Here is a 17509-nt window from a genome sequence, read left to right on the forward strand (position 1 = left end):
TGGACAAAAGGCGTGAGAGGGCGACCGAACGACATCGCGACCTCCCGGGCTTTTATCCCTCCGTGGAGCCTCGCCGTTTCCTCGAATCGAGGCAAAGGCAAGACCGGATTGCTCTCGGACCAGTCATCGCGCGGCGCGAACGCCGCACGACCGGAACCCTAGCGATCCTGAAGATGATGCAAATTGCTTCGCACCTCTCGGGTGTCGATAAAGCGAGTTGCGTGCCAGCCGCCGCGCAATCACGGCACGACGCGGCACGACGGCCCGATGACGCACGGCATGCACGCATCGGCGGCGGCGGCCTGCCCTCGCGGCGGGCGTGCGACGCACCATGCGCACGCGATCGCGCACCGTCGCAGTGCGCATCGCCCACGCGCGCACCGCGCGGTCCGCGATGGCATGGGCATTGCTGAACAGGTGCATCCTCACTCGATACCCCACTCTTCATGAACAAGCTCGACCTGCTCCGGCGCGCATTGAGCGCGCTGTTCTCCGCCCGCTTCATCGAACTTCAGCGCGCCGTCCGCCGCCGGTGAATCGCGTTGCCGCGCGCCATTGGCACGCTTCTCGCTCGGCATGATGCCGAGAGGTGCGGCGGCGTCGCATCTTAGGGGTGCTAGGGTTCCGGTTCATCGAACGTCTGGTCCGAGAGCAGCCCGGCGCGGGTTCGTCCGATCGCGAGACCGGATGCACGCGCGCTACACGGCGGGACAAAAGCCCGGGAGATTGGCGATGGCAACGGCCGTCGCGCCTCTCCGTGGCCGCTTCTCGTTCCGCATCCACAGGAACCGGCCACGCGGCCGGACCGTGCACAGGCACGGTCCGAATCGACGATCCCGATCCCGGTCTCCTGGAGAACAACGATGACCCGTCCCGCCCTGGCGTTCCGCCGCCTGCCGTCCACCCGCTTCTTCCATTTCTTCCGTCCAATCCGTCACGCATTCGGCGCCGCCGTCGCGGCAGCCGCGCTGCTGGCAGCGCCCGCCGTGCACGCGGCGGCGCCGCTGAAAATCGGCTACAGCGACTGGCCGGGCTGGGTCGCGTTCCAGGTCGCGCTCGACAAGGGCTGGTTCAAGGAAGCCGGCGTCGACGTCGACTTCGAATGGTTCGATTATTCGGCCTCGCTCGACGCGTTTTCCGCCGGCAAGCTCGACGCGGTCGCGGCGACCAACGGCGATGCGCTCGTCACCGGCGCGGCCGGCGCGAAGAACGTCATGATCCTGTTGACCGACTATTCGGCCGGCAACGACATGATCGTCGCGAAGCCGCCGCTGCGCACCGTCGAAGGCCTGAAGGGCAAGAAGGTCGGCGTCGAGCTTGGCCTCGTCGATCACCTGCTGCTCGAAACCGCGCTGCAGAAGCACGGGCTCAAGGACGGCGACGTCACGCTCGTGAATGCGAAGACGAACGAACTGCCGCAGGTGCTCGGTTCGTCGACCGACATCGCCGCGGTGGCCGCATGGCAGCCGAACGCGGGCGAGGCGTTGAAGCGCGCACCCGGCGCACGGGCGATCTTCACGTCGGCGGATGCGCCGGGGCTGATCTACGATGCGATCACGGTCGCGCCGGCGAGCCTCGCCGCGCGTCGGGCCGACTGGGCGAAGGTGGTCAAGGTCTGGTATCGCTGCGTCGCCTATATCAACGACCCGAAGACGCAGGCCGATGCGGTGAAGATCATGTCGGCGCGCGTGGGCCTCACGCCGGCGCAATATCTCCCGCTGCTGAAAGGCACGCACCTGCTCGACGCGGCGGCCGCGAAGCAAGCGTTCCGCAAGGGCGACGGGCTCGACTCGATCTACGGGTCGACCCGCAACGCGAATGCGTTCAACGTGCGCAATGCCGTGTACAAACAGTCGCAGGACGTCGACGCGTATATCGATCCGCACTTCAGCGAGCTGCATTGACCGTCGCGGGCTCGCTTGCAGGCCGAGCCGGGCATACCGGCTGCTGGTCTGGTTCGGCAACGCGGGATATCCGCGCGCACGCATGACCGATCGAATCAGCGGTACGTGGGCCTGGCATCGCATCAGGTCCGCGTACCGATGCTACTGAAGCGACGCCTGGACGAGAACGCGCGACGCAAATGCGGCCGGTAGCGGAATTCAGTCTGAACAGGGGGGCGCGCGTCCTTGGAGACGACGTCGACGCCCCTGGGATGTGCCTTCCTGCTTCACGCAGTGCGAAACGATACGGCAACCGTGCCATTGAACCGGTTCGTCGTAACGCCGATCGTGGCCGCGACAAGCAACGACTCCCCCATGCGCGGCGCTCATGCGCCGCATGAAAACTTATCGATTGTTGGCAGCGCCGATCAACACCGACAATCCGCTTCATGCCCCTTGCTTGCGGTACGGGCCACTCCCCCTCCCAATCGGCACGTCACGATCCATGAACCATCCAGCCCCCGTCTCCTGCATCGCCGAGGCCCGCGCGGCCACGGCGACACCGTTCCATGCCCGCCCCCGCACCTGCGGCGAAGCGCTCGTCGACCTCCTCGAACGCCAGGGCGTCGAATGCGTGTTCGGCATTCCCGGCGTGCATACCGTCGAGCTGTATCGCGGCCTTGCCGCATCGTCGATCCGTCACGTGACGCCGCGCCACGAACAAGGGGCCGGATTCATGGCCGACGGCTATGCCCGCGTCACGGGCCGGCCGGGGGTTTGCTTCATCATTACCGGGCCGGGGATGACCAATATCGCGACCGCGATGGCACAGGCCTATGCGGATTCGATTCCGATGCTGGTGATCTCGAGCGTCAACGCGCGGCGCGAGCTCGGCAGCGGCGACGGCCGCCTGCACGAGTTGCCGTCGCAGCGCGACGTGTTCGCGGGGCTCACCGCGTTCTCGCACACGCTGCTCGATGCGGCGGACCTGCCGCAGGTCCTCGCGCGCGCATTCGCGGTTTTCGAAAGCGCGCGTCCGCGGCCCGTGCACATCGAGATCCCGCTCGACGTGATCGTGATGCCGGCGCCCGCGCTGCCCGCCACTCCGCTCGCGCTGCCCGCGCGTCCGGCACCGGACGCGAACGCCCTTGCCACAGCCGCCGACCTGCTCGCGCACGCTCGCCGGCCGCTGATACTGGCCGGCGGCGGCGCGATCCACGCCGCGGCGGAACTGCGCGAACTCGCCGAACGCCTGCACGCACCCGTCGCGCTGACGATCAACGCGAAGGGCCTGCTGCCGGCCGGCCACCCGTTGCTGATCGGCTCCACGCAGTCGCTGCCGGCCACTCGCGCGGCAATCGGCGATGCCGACGTGGTGCTCGCCGTCGGCACCGAACTCGGCGAAACCGATTACGACGTCACGTTCGACGGCGGCTTCGCGATCGACGGCCGGCTGATCCGCATCGACATCGACGCGCAACAGTTGATGCGCAATGCGCGTGCGGAAATCGCCATCGCCGGCGATTCGCGGCTGGCGCTCGGCGCGCTGTCGACCCGCCTGCATGAACGGCCGGCGCCGGCACCCGAGCCCGGCTGGGGCGCGCCGCGGGTGGCCGCCGTGCGCGCGGCAATCGCGTCCGGTCACGACGGCGCCGCGCGTGCCCAGGCGCTGCTGATCGACACGATCGTCACGGCGCTGCCCGGTGCGATCATCGCCGGCGATTCGACGAGCCCCGTCTATGTCGGCAACTTCACGCACGACGCGCCTGCGCCTCGCAGCTGGTTCAACTCGTCGACCGGCTACGGCACGCTCGGCTACGGGCTGCCCGCCGCGATCGGCGCAAAGCTCGCCGCGCCCGCGCGGCCTGTCGTGTGCCTGATCGGCGACGGCGGCCTGCAGTTCACGCTGCCGGAGCTCGCGAGCGCGGTCGAGGCCCGCATGCCGGTGATCGTGATCGTCTGGAACAACCGCGGCTACGGCGAGATCCGCAAATACATGGTCGCGCGCGACATCACGCCGGTCGGCGTCGATCCGTATACGCCCGATTTCCAGGCACTCGCGCGCGGCTTCGGCTGCGCGGCGCACACGGCCGCGACGCCCGGCGCGCTGACCGACGCGCTGCACGACGCCACGGCACGCACGATTCCGACCGTGATCGAAATCGACGAGGCAACCTGGTTCGATCAGGTGCAGCGATGAGCACGACACCGGATCTCGCGTTCGAGCCCCCGCTGCACACGCGCCACTTCATCGACGGTACGTGGCGCACCAGCTTCAGCGGCGCGACGCTGCCCGTCGTCGACCCGTCGACGGAAGCGGTCATCGCCAACGTCAGCGCGGGCGGCGAGGCCGACGTCGAGCGTGCCGTTCAGGCTGCATCGCGCGCGTTTCCCGGCTGGAAACGCACCACGGGCGCCGCGCGCGCAGCCCTGCTCCGCGCGATCGCGCGCGGCGTCGACGCTCGACGCATGCGGCTCGCGACGCTGCAGTCGCTCAACAACGGCAAGCCGTTCGCCGAAGCCGAGATCGACGTCGCGGACGTGATCGCCACCTTCGACTACTACGCGGGCCTTGCGGACGCCCTCGACACCGACGGCGAAACCGAGATCGCCCTGCCGGGCGGCGACCATCGTGCATGGATCCGGCGCGAACCGGCCGGCGTCGCCGCGCTGATCGTGCCATGGAATTTCCCGATGGTGACGACCGCGTGGAAGCTCGCGCCCGCGCTCGCCGCCGGCTGCACCGTCGTGCTGAAGCCGTCCGAAATCACGCCGCTGCCCGAGCTCGAACTCGCCGCGATCATTGCCGAAGCGGGCCTGCCGCCGGGCGTGCTGAACGTCGTGACGGGCACCGGCCACGACGTCGGCGCCCGGCTGTGCGCGCATCCGCTCGTCGCGAAGGTGTCGTTTACCGGCAGCACGGCGGTCGGCGCACGGGTCATGAAGACGGCGGCGGACACGATCAAGGGCGTCGGTCTCGAACTCGGCGGCAAGTCGTCGATTGTCGTGTTCGACGACGCCGACCTCGATCACGCAGTCGAACTGATCGCGGGCGGCGGCCTGTTCAACGCCGGGCAGATGTGTTCGGCGACCTCGCGCGTGCTCGTTGCGGCCCCACTCGCCGACGACCTGATCGCGCGCCTCGCACGACGGATCGATACGACCGTCGTCGGCCCCCCGTTCGCGCCCGGCGTACAGATGGGGCCGCTCACCAACCGCGCCCAATACGAACGCGTGAAGCGCCACATCGCGCAAGGCCAGGCAGACGGCGCGCGGCTCGTGACGGGCGGAGACGTGCTCGCCGGCCCCGGCTACTTCATCCGGCCCGCGCTGTTCGCCGACGTGCCGGACACCTGCCCGTTATGGCGCGACGAGATTTTCGGACCAGTGCTGTGCGTCCGCAGGTTCGACACCGAGGACGACGCGATCGCGGCCGCCAACGATACCGAATACGGGCTCGTCGCCACCGTCGTCACGCGCGACGCGGCGCGCGGCAGGCGGGTCGCCAATGCGCTCGAGGCGGGCGTCGTCTGGATCAACACGCCGCAACTGATCTATCCGCAAACCTCATGGGGCGGCTACAAGCGCAGCAGCCTCGGGCGCGAGCTCGGCCCGTTCGGGTTGGCCGCATTCCAGGAGATCAAGCAGGTCATGACGCCGGCCGGCTGAGGCCGCCGGCCCATGCGTTTATGTCATGCCGCGCATGCGGATATTTCGTTTGTTGCGGAAATTTGACCTCCCTACAGTTCATCCACACCCCGCGCCGCAGTTCGGCGACCGGCATCGGACCACACGGCATCGTTCATAAGGAGACGGCCATGCAACACTTCAAGGCGGGAAGAAGGCAGGTGATCAAAACGCTCGGCACGGCACTCGCCGCATCCGCCATTCCGATGCCGTTCATCAGTACTGCGAAGGCACAGTCGAGCCGTTTCGCCGGCAAGACGCTGCGCCTGCTCACATGGTCTGACGATACCGGCGCGGCCGCGCTGCGCAACATCGCGGAAACCTTCAGCAAGCAGACGGGCGCGCGCGTGGTCGCCGACCGCGCGGACGGCACGTCGGGGATGGTCGCGAAGGTCAAGGCCGCGGGCGAGCGGCCGACCTACGACGTCATCACGCTCGCGGGCGTCGGCGCGGCCGGCCTCGCCGACGCGGGCCTGCTCGCGAAGCCCGACCTGAACCGGCTGCCGAACCTGAAGGACGTCGCGCCGCAATACCGCACGGGCGCGAACGGCTTCGGCATCGGCTACCTGCTGTGGTCGGACGGGTTGATCTACAACACGGCGACCGTGAAGAGCGCGCCGTCGAGCTACGAGGCGCTGTGGGATCCGAAGTATGCGGGTCGCTTGTTCCTGCCGCCGCCGGAGTGGGCCGAAGCGGTCGACCTCGCGATCATCGCCGCGAAGCTGGCGGGCGGTTCGCAGCAGAACATCGATCCGGGGTTCACGAAGCTCGCGCAGCTCAAGGATCGCGTGATGACCCTCGGTGAAAACCCGAACCAGGTCGCCGACCTGTTCCGCACCGGCTCGCTCGACATCGGCGGCATCTATTCGCCGGCGTTCTTCCCGGATCAGATCCGCAAGCCCGACTACAAGATGGGCGTCACATACGGGATGAAGGAAGGCTTCGCGACGCAACTGATGTTCTCCGTGATCCCGAAGGCGCATCCTGGCGACCTCGACCTGATCCACGCATTCATCAACCATTCGCTCGACGCGGGCGTGCAGGGCCGGATGGCGGCCGACGTGCTCAACGGGCCCGTGAACGCGAAGGCCGTGATTCCCGTGGAAAGCCGCGCGTTCGTGCCGTCGCCGCAGCAGATCGCGGAGAAAGCCGTGCTCCATGACGACAAGGCGCTCGCGATCGTCCAGCCGGCGTGGATCAAGCGCTACACGAGCCTCTTCTCGGCGTAACGACATGGCCTCTCTGTCCTCCCCCCGCGATACGGCGCCGGCCGCCGCCGCTTCGGCCGGTGCCGGGTCGGACGCCGCGCCCGCGCTGCCCGGCGTGCCGCCCTGGCTGCTGCTCGCGCCAATCCTCGCGTTCCTCGCGGTGCTCGCCGCCGCGACGCTCACGGTGTTGCGAATGAGCGTCGGCGTGTCCGGCGACGAATGGCGGACCTTCACGCTGCAGAACTACATTGACCTCGCGGACCCGTACTTCGCGACGTCGCTGTGGCTCACGCTGCGCCTCGCGTTCCAGAGCATGGTGTGCGCGGTGCTGCTCGCGATCCCGGTCGCGCTCGCGATGGCGCGCACCGAATCGCGGCTCGCGCGCCGGCTGCTGCTCGCCGGCGTATTGCTGCCGCTGCTCGTGAACCTGCTGCTGCAAGGCTATGGCTGGCTCGTGATGCTCGGCCCGGCCGGATTGATCAATCGCGCGCTGCTGGCCACCGGCGTAGTCGATCGGCCGCTGCAGCTGCTGTACCGCGAGCACGGGGTGCTGCTCGGACTGATCCAGACCGCGTTCCCGCTCGCGGTGCTGCCGCTGTCGAGCGCGCTGCGCGCGGTGTCACGCGCGTACGACGAAGCCGCCGCGACGCTCGGCGCGAGCCGCTGGCAGACGCTGCGGCACGTGACGCTGCCGCTCGCGATGCCCGGCCTCGTCTCCGGCGCGCTGCTCGTGTTCGCGTACAACGCCAGCGCGTTCGCGGTGCCGCTGCTGCTCGGCGGCCGGCGCGTGCCGATGCTCGCCGTGCTCGTGCACGACCAGGTCGCGCCGCTGCTCAACTGGCCTGCCGCCTCGGCATCCGGCGCCGTGCTGATGGGCGCGACGCTCGTCGTGATGGCGGTGTCGCAGCGCCTCGTGCACGCCCTGCGACGTGCCGACGAGGTGAACCGATGAATGCCCTGCTCCTGCGCGCGCCCATGCCCGGCCGCCTCGGACGCGTGACCGGCGCCCTCGCGACGCTCGTGCTGTTCCTCGCCTCGCTGCCCATCGTGACGATGATCACGATGTCGTTCGGCGCATCGGGCACGCTCGAATTCCCGCCGCGCGAATTCAGCCTGCACTGGTATCGCACCGCGTGGCAGACGTTCGTGTCGTCCGATGCGGGTAGCGCGCAATCGATGGGCGCCGCGCTGACGACGAGCCTCGTCGTCGCGGTCGCGACGATGCTGATCGCGACCGCCGTATCGGTACCCGCGGCTTACGCGCTCTCCCGCTACCGCTTCCGCGGCAAGACGCTCGTCGAGCAGCTCGTCGCATTGCCGATCGTCTATCCGCTCGTGATGCTCGGCCTCGCGCTGCTGATCGTGTTCAACGCGCTGCCGGTCGAACTCGGCATCGTGCGGCTCGTCGTCGCGCACGTGATCCTGACACTGCCGTTCACGGTGAAGAACTGCGCGGCCTCGGTCGCGTCGATCGGCCCCGATTTCGAAGAAGCCGCGTGCCTGATGGGCGCGAGCCCGCGCCGCGCGCTCGTCGACGTCGTGCTGCCGCTGATGCGGCCCGGCATCCTCGCCGGGATGCTGTTCGCCTTCATCGTGTCGTTCAACGAATTCACGGTGACGTTCTTCCTGTACAGCATCGACACGATGACGCTGCCGGTCTGGCTCTACAGCCGCACCGTGTCGTCGCTCGACCCGACCGTGTTCTGCTTCGCCGTGTTCACGGTCGCGATCGACTTCGCGCTGATCTGGATGCTCGAAAAACTCGTCGGCGACAAGGGTGTCGCGCTCTGACGCGCGCACAGCCTCGCCCTCGCCCGTGCAAGGAACCCTCATGAACCAGCTCATCCTCCAGAGCGTGACGAAGCGCTTCCATCAGGCGTATGCGGTCGAACATGTCGACCTGTCGGTGCCAGACGGCAAGCTCGTCTGCTTTCTCGGCCCGTCCGGCTGCGGCAAGACCACGCTGATGCGGATCATCGCCGGTCTCGAAACGCCGACCTCCGGCACCGTGACGTTCGCCGGCCGCGACCTCACGCACGTGCCCGCCAACCGGCGCGACTTCGGCATGGTGTTCCAGTCGCTCGCACTGTTTCCGCACATGACGGTCGCGCAGAACATCGCGTATCCGCTGCGGCTGCGCAAGACGGACAAGGCCGCGCAGGCTCGGCGCGTCGCCGAGCTGCTCGAGCTGATCCAGCTGCCGCACATGGCCGACCGGCTCGTCACGCAACTGTCGGGCGGGCAGCGCCAGCGCGTCGCGATTGCGCGCGCAATCGCATCGTCGCCGCGCCTGCTGCTGCTCGACGAACCGTTGTCGGCACTCGACGCGAAGCTGCGCGAGGCGATGCAGGTCGAGATCCGGCTGCTCCAGCAACGGCTCGGCATCACGACGATCATGGTCACGCACGACCAGCGCGAAGCGATGACGATGGCCGACGAGATCGTCGTGATGGAGAAGGGCCGGATCCAGCAGGTCGGCCGGCCGCTCGACATCTATCGCGATCCGGTCAACGAATTCGTCGCGGACTTCATCGGCCTCGGCAATATCCTGCCGGTCGCGTGCGACGGCGACGACGCCATCGTCCTGCCCGGCGGGCAGCGTCTCGCGATCCGGCGCGCGCCGGACACGCCACGCGGGACCGACGCCGTGCGCCTGCTGATTCGTCCCGAGGACGTGTGCGTGCGTCCGGGCCAGCCGGCTGCGGCGCCGAATACGCTCGCCGGCACGATCATGTTCGTGCGCGACGTCGGCGCATCGATCGAAGCGACGATCAACTGCCGCGGCTTCACGCTGACGGCGACGACGACGCCGCGCGAGACGCCCGACCTGCACGTCGGCATGCCGGTTGCCGCCGAACTGCCCGCGCATGCATGCAAGCTGATCGCCGCACGCGGCGCCTGACTTTCCCTTTCCTCCCCAGCGCAGCAACAAGGATCTCACCATGAACGCATCGACCCAAGCCAACCGCCTCGTGCGACGCCTGCTCGCCCGTACCGCCCTCCTCTTCGCCTGCGCCAGCGGCCTTGCCGCCTTCGCGCCGCTCGCGCACGCCGACGCGCTCGACACGATCGCGAAATCGGGTGTCGTCCGCATCGGCGTGTTCGAGGACTACCCGCCGTTCGGTTCGATCGGGCCCGACATGAAGCCGCAAGGCTATGACATCGACATGGCGAACCTGATCGGCAAGGCGCTCGGCGCGATGGTCGAACTCGTGCAGGTCACCGGCGACAACCGGATGGCGTATCTCGCCGACCGCAAGACCGACATGCTGCTGTCGGTCGGACAGACGCCGGAACGCGCCAAGGTGATCGACTTCTCGAACGCGTATGCGCCGTACTATCTTGCGGTGTTCGGCCCGAAGTCGCTCGCCGTGAAGGGCAACGCCGATCTCGCCGGCAAATCGGTCGCGGTTGCGCGCGGCACGCTCGAGGACCTGAGCGTCAGCAAGGTCGCGCCGCCCAGCGCGACGATCAAGCGCTTCGACGACCCGAACGGCGCGATCGCGGCGTTCCTGTCGGGGCAAGCGCAGTTGCTGGTGGTCGGCAACGACGTTGGCGCCACGATCATCGCGCGCCATCCGTCGATCGATCCCGAACAGAAGTTCTCGCTGTTCAGCTCGCCCGACCACGTCGGCCTGAACAAGAACGAACCGCGTCTGATGCAGAAGGTCAACGACGCGATCGCCGGCGCGAAGAAGAACGGCACGCTGAACACCTTGTCGCAGAAGTGGCTGCACGCGGCACTGCCGACCGATCTGTGATGCGCACCGCCTCCGCCCCGCATTCTCGACCCAAGGCATCGCGATGACCTACGTGTTCGACTTCAGCGATTTCGGCCCCTACGCCGGCATGCTCGCGCGCGGCATCGGCGTGACGCTCGGCCTGACCGCGGCCGCCACCGTGCTGGGCGGCCTGATCGGCACCGCCGGCGCGTGGGCCGCGCTCGCCGGCCCGCGCTGGGCGCGCGCGCTCGTCGCGTCTTACGTCGAGCTGATCCGCAATACGCCGTTCCTGGTGCAGTTGTTCTTCATCTTCTTCGGGCTGCCAGGAATCGGCGTACACATCGACGAAGCGCAGGCGGCCGTGCTCGCGATGACGATCAACCTCGGTGCCTATGCGGTCGAGATCCTGCGCGCCGGGATCGAATCGGTGCCGCACGGACAAGTTCAGGCCGCGCGTGCGCTCGGGCTGCACGGCCGGCAGGTGTTCGGCCACGTCGTGCTGCCGCAGGCGCTCGCGAACGTCTACCCTGCGCTGCTCGGGCAGGTCCTGATCGTGATGCTCGGCTCGGCGGTCGTGTCGCAAATCTCGGTGCCCGACCTGACCTACGCGGCCAACTTCATCCAGTCGCGCAATTTCCGCGCGTTCGAGATCTACATCGTCGTGACAGCGATCTACCTGCTGCTGTCGATCGCACTGCGCATGCTGCTCAATCGCGTCGGCCGCCGGCTGTTCTCCGGCCGCGCGCCGCACGGCGCGGCGGCCGCGCCGCGGCGCACCCGGGTTGCCCGCCTCGCGTGGCGCGCCCGCTCCCCCGAGACCCACTTGCCGACGGAACGTGCGCGATGATCGAATTCACTTTCCAGAATATTGCATGGAACCTGCTGCTCGCCGCGCGCTGGACCGTGTTGCTGTCGCTGATCACGTTCGGTGGCGGCAGCATCGCCGGGTTCGCGCTGCTTGCGATGCGCATCTCGCCCGTGCCAGCACTGCGCCGCTTCGTGATCCTGTACGTCGAACTGTTTCAGGGTACGCCGTTGCTGATGCAACTGTTCCTCGGCTTCTTCGGGTTGCCGCTCGTCGGCATCGACGTGACGCCCTGGGTTGCGGCGTCGGTCGTGCTGACGCTGAACGCAAGCGCCTATCTGGCCGACATCTGGCGCGGCTGCGTCGACGCGGTGCCGCATGGCCAGTGGCACGCGGCGGCGAGCCTCGGCATGACGTGGGTGCAGCGGCTGCGCTACGTGGTGTGGCCGCAGGCGTGGAAGATCGCGCTTGCGCCGACCGTCGGTTTCCTCGTGCAGGCGGTGAAGAGCACCGCGCTCACGTCGATCATCGGGCTGACCGAACTGACCAAGACCGGCAACATCATCACCAACGCGGTATTCAAGCCGTTTCCGATCTACGCGATGGTCGCGCTGCTCTACTTCGCGATGTGCTTCCCGCTGACGTGGTATGCCCGCGCGCTCGAGCAGCGCCATCGCGTCGCGAAGGCGCGCTGAACCGGCGCCGCGCGCGCCTCATTACGATGCAGGTACTTTCATGATTTCCATCAGTAACGTTTCGAAGTGGTACGGCCAGTTTCAGGTCCTCGCCGATTGCACGACCGACGTGAAGAAAGGCGAAGTGGTCGTCGTGTGCGGCCCGTCCGGCTCGGGCAAGTCGACGCTGATCAAGACCGTCAACGGCCTCGAGCCGTTCCAGCACGGCGAGATTCTCGTGAACGGCCAGTCGGTCGGCGACAAGAAGACGAACCTGTCGAAACTGCGCTCGAAGGTCGGGATGGTGTTCCAGCATTTCGAGCTGTTCCCGCACCTGTCGATCACCGAGAACCTGACGCTCGCGCAGGTCAAGGTGCTCGGACGCGGCAAGGACGAAGCGACCGACAAGGGCATGAAGCTGCTCGATCGCGTCGGCCTGAAGGCGCATGCGCACAAGTTTCCGGGCCAGCTGTCGGGTGGCCAGCAGCAGCGGGTCGCGATTGCGCGCGCGCTGTCGATGGACCCGATCGCGATGCTGTTCGACGAACCGACGTCCGCGCTCGATCCCGAGATGATCAACGAGGTGCTCGACGTGATGGTCGAGCTCGCGCAGGAAGGGATGACGATGATGGTCGTCACGCACGAAATGGGCTTCGCGAAGAAGGTCGCCCATCGCGTGATCTTCATGGACCGTGGCGCGATCGTCGAGGACGACCGCAAGGACGATTTCTTCTCGAATCCGAAGTCGGATCGCGCGAAGGACTTCCTCGCGAAAATCCTGCACTGAACGATACCGCGTCGCCGCCCGCTCCACGCCAGTTCTCCCGATGAAACGACTTCCTTCCCTCAACGCGCTGCAGGTCTTCGACGTCGTCGCCCGTCACGGCAGCTTCACGCGCGCCGCCGGGCACCTGTGCCTGACCCAGGGCGCCGTGAGCCGGCAAATTCTCGCGCTCGAAAGCTTCTATCAGTTTCCGCTCTTCAAGCGCACGCCCAAGGGACTGACGCTGACGGCCGAGGGCGAGCTCCTGTTGCCGACGGTGCGCGAGAGCTTCGCGCGCATCGAGGAGGTATCGATGCGTCTTTCACGCAGGCGCACCGAGCTCGCGCTGAAGGTGCCGACCTGCATGATGCAGTGGATGCTGCCGCGAATCATGCGGTTCCAGGCCGAGCATCCCGAACTTCAGGTGCAGATCACGACCACCTGGGAGCATCACGTCGATTTCCGCATGGAACCGTTCGACGCCGCGGTGATCTACGCCCCCGGCGCCGGTCCCGACATGCACGCGATCCCGTTGTTCGAAGAGCGGCTCACCCCTGTCTGTGCCCCGAGCCTGCTGGACCGGCAACCGCTCGCGAGTCTCGGCGACCTGGCCCGTCATACGCTGCTGCATCCGACTCGCGATCACCGTGACTGGAAACGGTGGCTCGACCATGCGGGCGCGCCGCACGTCGACTCGACTCGCGGATTGAGCTTCGAGACGCTGGATCTCGCGACACATGCGGCGATCGACGGTTACGGCATCGCGATCGGCGACAGGACGCTGGTGGACGAGAGCGTGGCGGCACACCGGCTCGTGATGCCGTTCGACATCTCGTTGCCGACGGGGATGGGCTATTACTTCGTGTATCCGGGCGGAACCGAACAGCAACAAAAGATCCAGCTGTTTGGCGACTGGATTGCGGACAAACGCGCGTGGAGCTGCGTCAAGCCGCCAGCCCCGCCGACGCGGCCGACGCGGCCGACGACAACACCGGCACTTCCGGATTGAACCGCGTCATGCAGTTCAGATCGAGCGCGCGAATCTGCTCGGTCATGAAGTCGACGAAGATCCGGATGCGCGTCGGAAGGTGTTGCCGGCTCAGATAGCAGATGTAGTGACCGCGATCCTCCGGCACGTGCTTCGCCAGCGCGACGACGAGTTCGTTCGACGCGAGATGGTCGCGGATCTGGTAGCCCGCCATCTGCGCGATGCCCGATCCGTTCAGCACCGAACGCAACACCAGATCCGCGTCATTGAACGTGAGGCGCGACGTCGGCAGGTACTTCTGCACGCGGCCGTCCACGTTGAACTCCCATTCGAACAGGCGCCCGCTCGCAAACCGGAAATTGATGCACTCGTGCCGGTCGAGGTCCTCGACGCTCTGCGGGAGACCGTGCCTCGCCACATACGACGGCGCCGCGCAGAGCGCCATCTGCATCGGAATCAGTTGCCGGGCGATGATGCTGGAGTCCTCGATGCGGCCGTTACGGAACGACACGTCGATCCGCTCGGACACCAGATCGACGGGCCGGTCGTCGAGCAGCAGATCGATGATGATGTCCGGATAGGCGTGCGCGAACTTTTCCAGCAGCGGCGCCACGATCTTCCTGCCGAATCCCACTGCCGAGCTGATGCGGATGAGGCCGCGCGGCGGCCCCTGCCGCAATTCCAGCATGTCGTTCATGGCTTCGACGATCTGCGCCACGCCCTGGTGGCAATTCTCGAAGAAGCGCCGGCCCTCGCAAGTCAGCTCGGTCGTGCGCGTGGTCCGCTGGAACAGCCGCGTGCTCAGCTGCGCCTCCAGCTTCTGGACGTTCCGGCTCACGGCCGGCCGCCCGACGCCGAGCAGTTCGGCGGCCTTGGTGAAACTCCCCTCGCTCGCCACGGCAACGAATGCAAGGATGCCTGCATAGCTCGCACCGAAGCTCGCCGACAGTGCATCGGCGCGACTGGCCAGCTCGCGACGCGCGCCGTGTTCCGATGGTTCCGAATGATTCATTTCCGCTGCCCCCACTCGTGCTGCTCACACGGATCGACTCGTCGCCGGCATGCGCCGGCGTATCGCATACGTGCGAACGTGAATCAGCTTCTTACCAGCCACTGGTCGAGACCGATGCGGCCCAGCCGCGCGTCCCCGAGCGGCACCAGCGACGTTTCCTCGACGCGGCCGCCGTAGTAGCGGGCGTCGCGATCGGTCACCACCGCGCGCGTGTCGCCGACCGACTTCAGGTAGCACGCGACGATCTCCGCGAACGGCGCGCGATCCGGACCCGCGATCTCGATCGTGCCGTTCTGCGGCCCGGCGAGCGCGGCCTGCGCGACGAGTGCCGACACGTCTTCCGCGGCGATCGGCTGGAACAGTCCGTCGCCGATGCGCACGGTGCCGTCAACCGTGCCGAAATCCGCGATGCCGCCGATGAATTCCATGAATTGCGTCGCGCGCACGATCGTGTACGGTACGCCCGCCGCCTCGATCGCCTGCTCCTGCGCGACCTTGGCCGCGAAATAGCCGTTCTCCGGCATCCGGTCGCAACCGACGATCGACAGCGCGACGTGATGGCGCACGCCCGCGGCCACTTCGGCCTTGCCGAGATTGCGTGCCGACGTGCGGAAGAAGTCCAGGACCGCCTGCGGTTCCCATGACGGTGCGTTCGCCACGTCCACGACCACGTCCGCGTCCGTCAATGCGTCGGTCAGGCCCTCGCCCGTGATGGTATTGACACCGGTGCGCGGCGATGCGGCAACCGCCCGATGGCCCGCTTCCTCGAGCAGCGTGACGACACGCGAGCCGATCAGGCCCGAACCGCCGATGACAACGATCTTCATCGCAAAATCTCCTGACGAATGGATTGCATGTGAATGCGAGGGGACATGACGGGTGCCGGATCCGGTGAAGGCGGTGATGACCGTCGCATCGCGTGGAGCAATTGTGGAAGAATCATGTCCTATCCATCAGTGCCAAGAATCGTCGATCGGACTGGTCCATGCCGCGTCTGTTCCGTTACCCACGAGGCCGTCATGTCTGCGCAATCCTCCATGCTGACCATCGAAATCGACCGGCAGCATCAGTTGCCGATCTATCTGCAGATCTGTGAGCGGTTCAGAACCGCGATCGCCGCGGGCCACCTGCGTCCGGGCGATCGCGTGCCGGCGTTACGCGGTCTGGCGACGCAATTGAACACGGCGCGCGGCACCGTCGAACAGGCTTACACGATCCTGGTCGACGAGGGATATCTGCAAATGCGCGGCGCGGCAGGCACGTTCGTCTCGCCGTCCTTGCCGAAATCGCTGCCGCGGGCGACCCCCGCGCATGACGACGAATCGGCGGCGCACGTCGACAGCGTCGACGTGCTTCAGGTACCGGGCATGTCGCGCGACAGCCCGCCTCCGCGGCGCGCGCAACCGATCGCCGTCGCAATGAGCGGCGAGCCGCGCCCGTTGCAGCCCGGGGTCCCTGCCCTCGACGCCTTTCCGCGCAAGGTCTGGCACCGCCTCGTGTCGCTGCGCGCGCGCAGCGGCGACCGCGCGCTGCTGGGCTACCCGAATCCGGCCGGTTACAGGCCGCTGCGCGAACACATCGCCACCTATCTGGGGCTGTCGCGCGGCGTCACCTGCGTGCCGGAACAGGTGTTCATCACCAGCGGCTACCGCGCCACGCTGGAACTCGTGCTGCGCAGCCTCGCGCGTCCGAACGACCGCGTCTGGTTCGAGGACCCCGGCTATCTGCTCGCACGCAGTTTCCTCTCCGAGACGGGCGTGCACCTCGTCCCGGTGCCGGTGGATGCCGAGGGAATCGACGTCGAGCGCGGCCTGCAGCTGGACGCGCACGCGCGCTTCGCGCTCGTGACGCCGTCGCATCAGAGCCCGCTCGGGCATACGCTGTCGCTGTCCCGCCGCATCGCGCTGCTGGACTGGGCCGAAAAGACGTCCGGGTGGATCGTCGAGGACGACTACGACAGCGAGTTCCGCTATCTGGGCCGCCCGCTGCAGGCGCTGAAGAGTCTCGACCGGCGCGATCGCGTGATCTATTGCAGTACCTTCAGCAAGGCGATGTATCCCGGCTTGCGGCTCGCGTACGCAGTCGTGCCGGAGCGTGCGGTGGAGCGTGTCGAACGCGTGGCCTGCAGCATGAACGCAGGCTCGCCGGCGCTCCTGCAGGCGGCCCTGGCGGATTTCATCGAACAGGGTCACTTCGCCCGGCACCTGAAGCGCATGCGCACGCTGTATGGCGAGCGCCGCACGCTGATCGTGCACGCATTGCGGCAGGCGTTCGGCAAGCGGCTGATCGTCGACCTGCCGCCTGGCGGCATCCAGTTCGCGGTGCGGTTCACGGCGGGGCCCGAGGGGCCGGTCGACGATGTCACCGTCGCCGCGCGCGCCCGCGAAGCCGGGCTCGCGGTCCTGCCGCTGTCGATCTGGTACACGAACAGCCACACGCAGCAAACGCCACGCGGCCTCATCATCGGGTTCGCGAACATCGCCGACGCGGACGAAGCGCAACGTCACGCACGAGCGCTGCGCGCGTGCCTGGGCCGCTGACGCGCGGCGTGCACCAATCGCGTGCGGCCTTGCGTGCCGGCAACCGCTGCCGCCGGGCGCCTGATTGAAATTCGTGCCGCGTTCCCGATTGGTGTCCAACGGGAAACATACAATCGCCCGGAACGGCCATACCGCCATCCCGCGCGCGCCTCTAGCATGGAAGCGTCTTTCTCCCGTAGACGAACCGGGAATCGGGCTGCACCGGAAGATTGCCGCATTCCTCGGAC

The 17509-nt window shown here is 67.5% G+C and carries 15 protein-coding genes and 2 riboswitches; of the genes, 13 read left to right on the top strand and 2 right to left on the bottom strand.

Annotation, left to right across the window (positions count from 1 at the left end):
* Window positions 1-39: 39 nt before the first annotated feature.
* A riboswitch (guanidine-I (ykkC/yxkD leader) is annotated at window positions 40-173 on the bottom strand.
* Between the two features lie 432 nt (window positions 174-605).
* Window positions 606-727, top strand: a riboswitch (guanidine-I (ykkC/yxkD leader).
* Between the two features lie 136 nt (window positions 728-863).
* From DIE11_RS22720 to DIE11_RS22775, 12 genes are all read left to right on the top strand, one after another.
* Window positions 864-1904 carry an ABC transporter substrate-binding protein gene (locus tag DIE11_RS22720; protein ID WP_124627188.1) on the top strand — a complete coding sequence of 347 codons (1041 nt, stop codon included), beginning with the start codon at window positions 864-866 and terminating at the stop codon, window positions 1902-1904.
* A gap of 484 nt (window positions 1905-2388) precedes the next feature.
* The gene (locus tag DIE11_RS22725) at window positions 2389-4083 is read left to right on the top strand and encodes a 5-guanidino-2-oxopentanoate decarboxylase (protein WP_124627190.1); all 1695 of its coding nucleotides are present in this window, start codon (window positions 2389-2391) and stop codon (window positions 4081-4083) included.
* Window positions 4080-5552, top strand: a complete 1473-nt coding sequence (locus tag DIE11_RS22730; RefSeq protein WP_124627192.1) for an aldehyde dehydrogenase family protein — start codon at window positions 4080-4082, stop codon at window positions 5550-5552. Before DIE11_RS22725 ends, DIE11_RS22730 begins: the two co-directional genes overlap by 4 nt.
* 149 nt (window positions 5553-5701) lie before the next feature.
* A complete protein-coding gene (locus DIE11_RS22735; RefSeq protein WP_124627194.1) occupies window positions 5702-6799 on the top strand; it encodes a PotD/PotF family extracellular solute-binding protein in 1098 nt (365 codons plus the stop codon).
* 4 nt (window positions 6800-6803) lie between these two features.
* A complete protein-coding gene (locus DIE11_RS22740) occupies window positions 6804-7730 on the top strand; it encodes an ABC transporter permease (protein WP_124627196.1) in 927 nt (308 codons plus the stop codon).
* Window positions 7727-8569: an ABC transporter permease gene (locus DIE11_RS22745; RefSeq protein ID WP_059683865.1), complete on the top strand. Its 843-nt coding sequence runs from the start codon at window positions 7727-7729 to the stop codon at window positions 8567-8569. Before DIE11_RS22740 ends, DIE11_RS22745 begins: the two co-directional genes overlap by 4 nt.
* Window positions 8570-8609: 40 nt before the next feature.
* The gene (locus DIE11_RS22750; RefSeq protein ID WP_124627198.1) at window positions 8610-9680 is read left to right on the top strand and encodes an ABC transporter ATP-binding protein; all 1071 of its coding nucleotides are present in this window, start codon (window positions 8610-8612) and stop codon (window positions 9678-9680) included.
* Window positions 9681-9720: 40 nt separating this feature from the next.
* Window positions 9721-10539 (top strand): transporter substrate-binding domain-containing protein, encoded by an 819-nt coding sequence (locus DIE11_RS22755; protein WP_124627200.1) that lies wholly within the window; start codon window positions 9721-9723, stop codon window positions 10537-10539.
* 43 nt (window positions 10540-10582) lie between these two features.
* On the top strand, window positions 10583-11347 hold the full coding sequence (locus DIE11_RS22760) for an amino acid ABC transporter permease (RefSeq protein WP_059683861.1): 765 nt from the start codon (window positions 10583-10585) through the stop codon (window positions 11345-11347).
* Entirely contained in the window at window positions 11344-12000 is a 657-nt protein-coding gene (locus DIE11_RS22765; protein WP_124627202.1) for an amino acid ABC transporter permease, read from the top strand. The genes DIE11_RS22760 and DIE11_RS22765 overlap by 4 nt, the downstream gene beginning before the upstream one ends.
* A 40-nt stretch (window positions 12001-12040) precedes the next feature.
* Window positions 12041-12766, top strand: a complete 726-nt coding sequence (locus tag DIE11_RS22770; protein WP_124627204.1) for an amino acid ABC transporter ATP-binding protein — start codon at window positions 12041-12043, stop codon at window positions 12764-12766.
* A 40-nt stretch (window positions 12767-12806) separates the two neighbouring features.
* Window positions 12807-13751, top strand: a complete 945-nt coding sequence (locus tag DIE11_RS22775; RefSeq protein WP_260437159.1) for a LysR substrate-binding domain-containing protein — start codon at window positions 12807-12809, stop codon at window positions 13749-13751.
* On the opposite strand, the gene DIE11_RS22780 is transcribed toward DIE11_RS22775, so the two are convergent.
* Together DIE11_RS22780 and DIE11_RS22785 are read right to left on the bottom strand one after the other, a co-directional pair.
* Window positions 13687-14742 carry a LysR family transcriptional regulator gene (locus tag DIE11_RS22780; RefSeq protein WP_124627206.1) on the bottom strand — a complete coding sequence of 352 codons (1056 nt, stop codon included), beginning with the start codon at window positions 14740-14742 and terminating at the stop codon, window positions 13687-13689. The two genes, DIE11_RS22775 and DIE11_RS22780, sit on opposite strands and share 65 nt — an antisense overlap.
* Window positions 14743-14825: 83 nt before the next feature.
* Window positions 14826-15569: an SDR family oxidoreductase gene (locus DIE11_RS22785; RefSeq protein WP_124627208.1), complete on the bottom strand. Its 744-nt coding sequence runs from the start codon at window positions 15567-15569 to the stop codon at window positions 14826-14828.
* Window positions 15570-15761: 192 nt separating this feature from the next.
* On the opposite strand from DIE11_RS22785, the gene DIE11_RS22790 reads away from it, so the two are divergent.
* Complete coding sequence (locus DIE11_RS22790; RefSeq protein WP_124627210.1) at window positions 15762-17282, top strand: PLP-dependent aminotransferase family protein; 1521 nt, start codon at window positions 15762-15764, stop codon at window positions 17280-17282.
* Window positions 17283-17509: the final 227 nt, after the last annotated feature.

The sequence above is a fragment of the Burkholderia sp. Bp9012 genome, from assembly GCF_003853825.1.
GTDB classification, from domain to species: domain Bacteria; phylum Pseudomonadota; class Gammaproteobacteria; order Burkholderiales; family Burkholderiaceae; genus Burkholderia; species Burkholderia diffusa.

Excerpts from the sequence above, each read along its gene's own strand:
- DIE11_RS22770 (WP_124627204.1), top strand. The coding sequence starts at position 12,041 with ATGATTTCCATCAGTAACGTTTCGAAGTGGTACGGCCAGTTTCAGGTC.
- DIE11_RS22735 (WP_124627194.1), top strand. The coding sequence starts at position 5,702 with ATGCAACACTTCAAGGCGGGAAGAAGGCAGGTGATCAAAACGCTCGGC.
- DIE11_RS22790 (WP_124627210.1), top strand. The coding sequence starts at position 15,762 with ATGTCTGCGCAATCCTCCATGCTGACCATCGAAATCGACCGGCAGCAT.
- DIE11_RS22765 (WP_124627202.1), top strand. The coding sequence starts at position 11,344 with ATGATCGAATTCACTTTCCAGAATATTGCATGGAACCTGCTGCTCGCC.
- DIE11_RS22760 (WP_059683861.1), top strand. The coding sequence starts at position 10,583 with ATGACCTACGTGTTCGACTTCAGCGATTTCGGCCCCTACGCCGGCATG.
- DIE11_RS22740 (WP_124627196.1), top strand. The coding sequence starts at position 6,804 with ATGGCCTCTCTGTCCTCCCCCCGCGATACGGCGCCGGCCGCCGCCGCT.
- DIE11_RS22720 (WP_124627188.1), top strand. The coding sequence starts at position 864 with ATGACCCGTCCCGCCCTGGCGTTCCGCCGCCTGCCGTCCACCCGCTTC.
- DIE11_RS22750 (WP_124627198.1), top strand. The coding sequence starts at position 8,610 with ATGAACCAGCTCATCCTCCAGAGCGTGACGAAGCGCTTCCATCAGGCG.
- DIE11_RS22725 (WP_124627190.1), top strand. The coding sequence starts at position 2,389 with ATGAACCATCCAGCCCCCGTCTCCTGCATCGCCGAGGCCCGCGCGGCC.
- DIE11_RS22780 (WP_124627206.1), bottom strand. The coding sequence starts at position 14,742 with ATGAATCATTCGGAACCATCGGAACACGGCGCGCGTCGCGAGCTGGCC.
- DIE11_RS22775 (WP_260437159.1), top strand. The coding sequence starts at position 12,807 with ATGAAACGACTTCCTTCCCTCAACGCGCTGCAGGTCTTCGACGTCGTC.
- DIE11_RS22785 (WP_124627208.1), bottom strand. The coding sequence starts at position 15,569 with ATGAAGATCGTTGTCATCGGCGGTTCGGGCCTGATCGGCTCGCGTGTC.
- DIE11_RS22755 (WP_124627200.1), top strand. The coding sequence starts at position 9,721 with ATGAACGCATCGACCCAAGCCAACCGCCTCGTGCGACGCCTGCTCGCC.
- DIE11_RS22745 (WP_059683865.1), top strand. The coding sequence starts at position 7,727 with ATGAATGCCCTGCTCCTGCGCGCGCCCATGCCCGGCCGCCTCGGACGC.
- DIE11_RS22730 (WP_124627192.1), top strand. The coding sequence starts at position 4,080 with ATGAGCACGACACCGGATCTCGCGTTCGAGCCCCCGCTGCACACGCGC.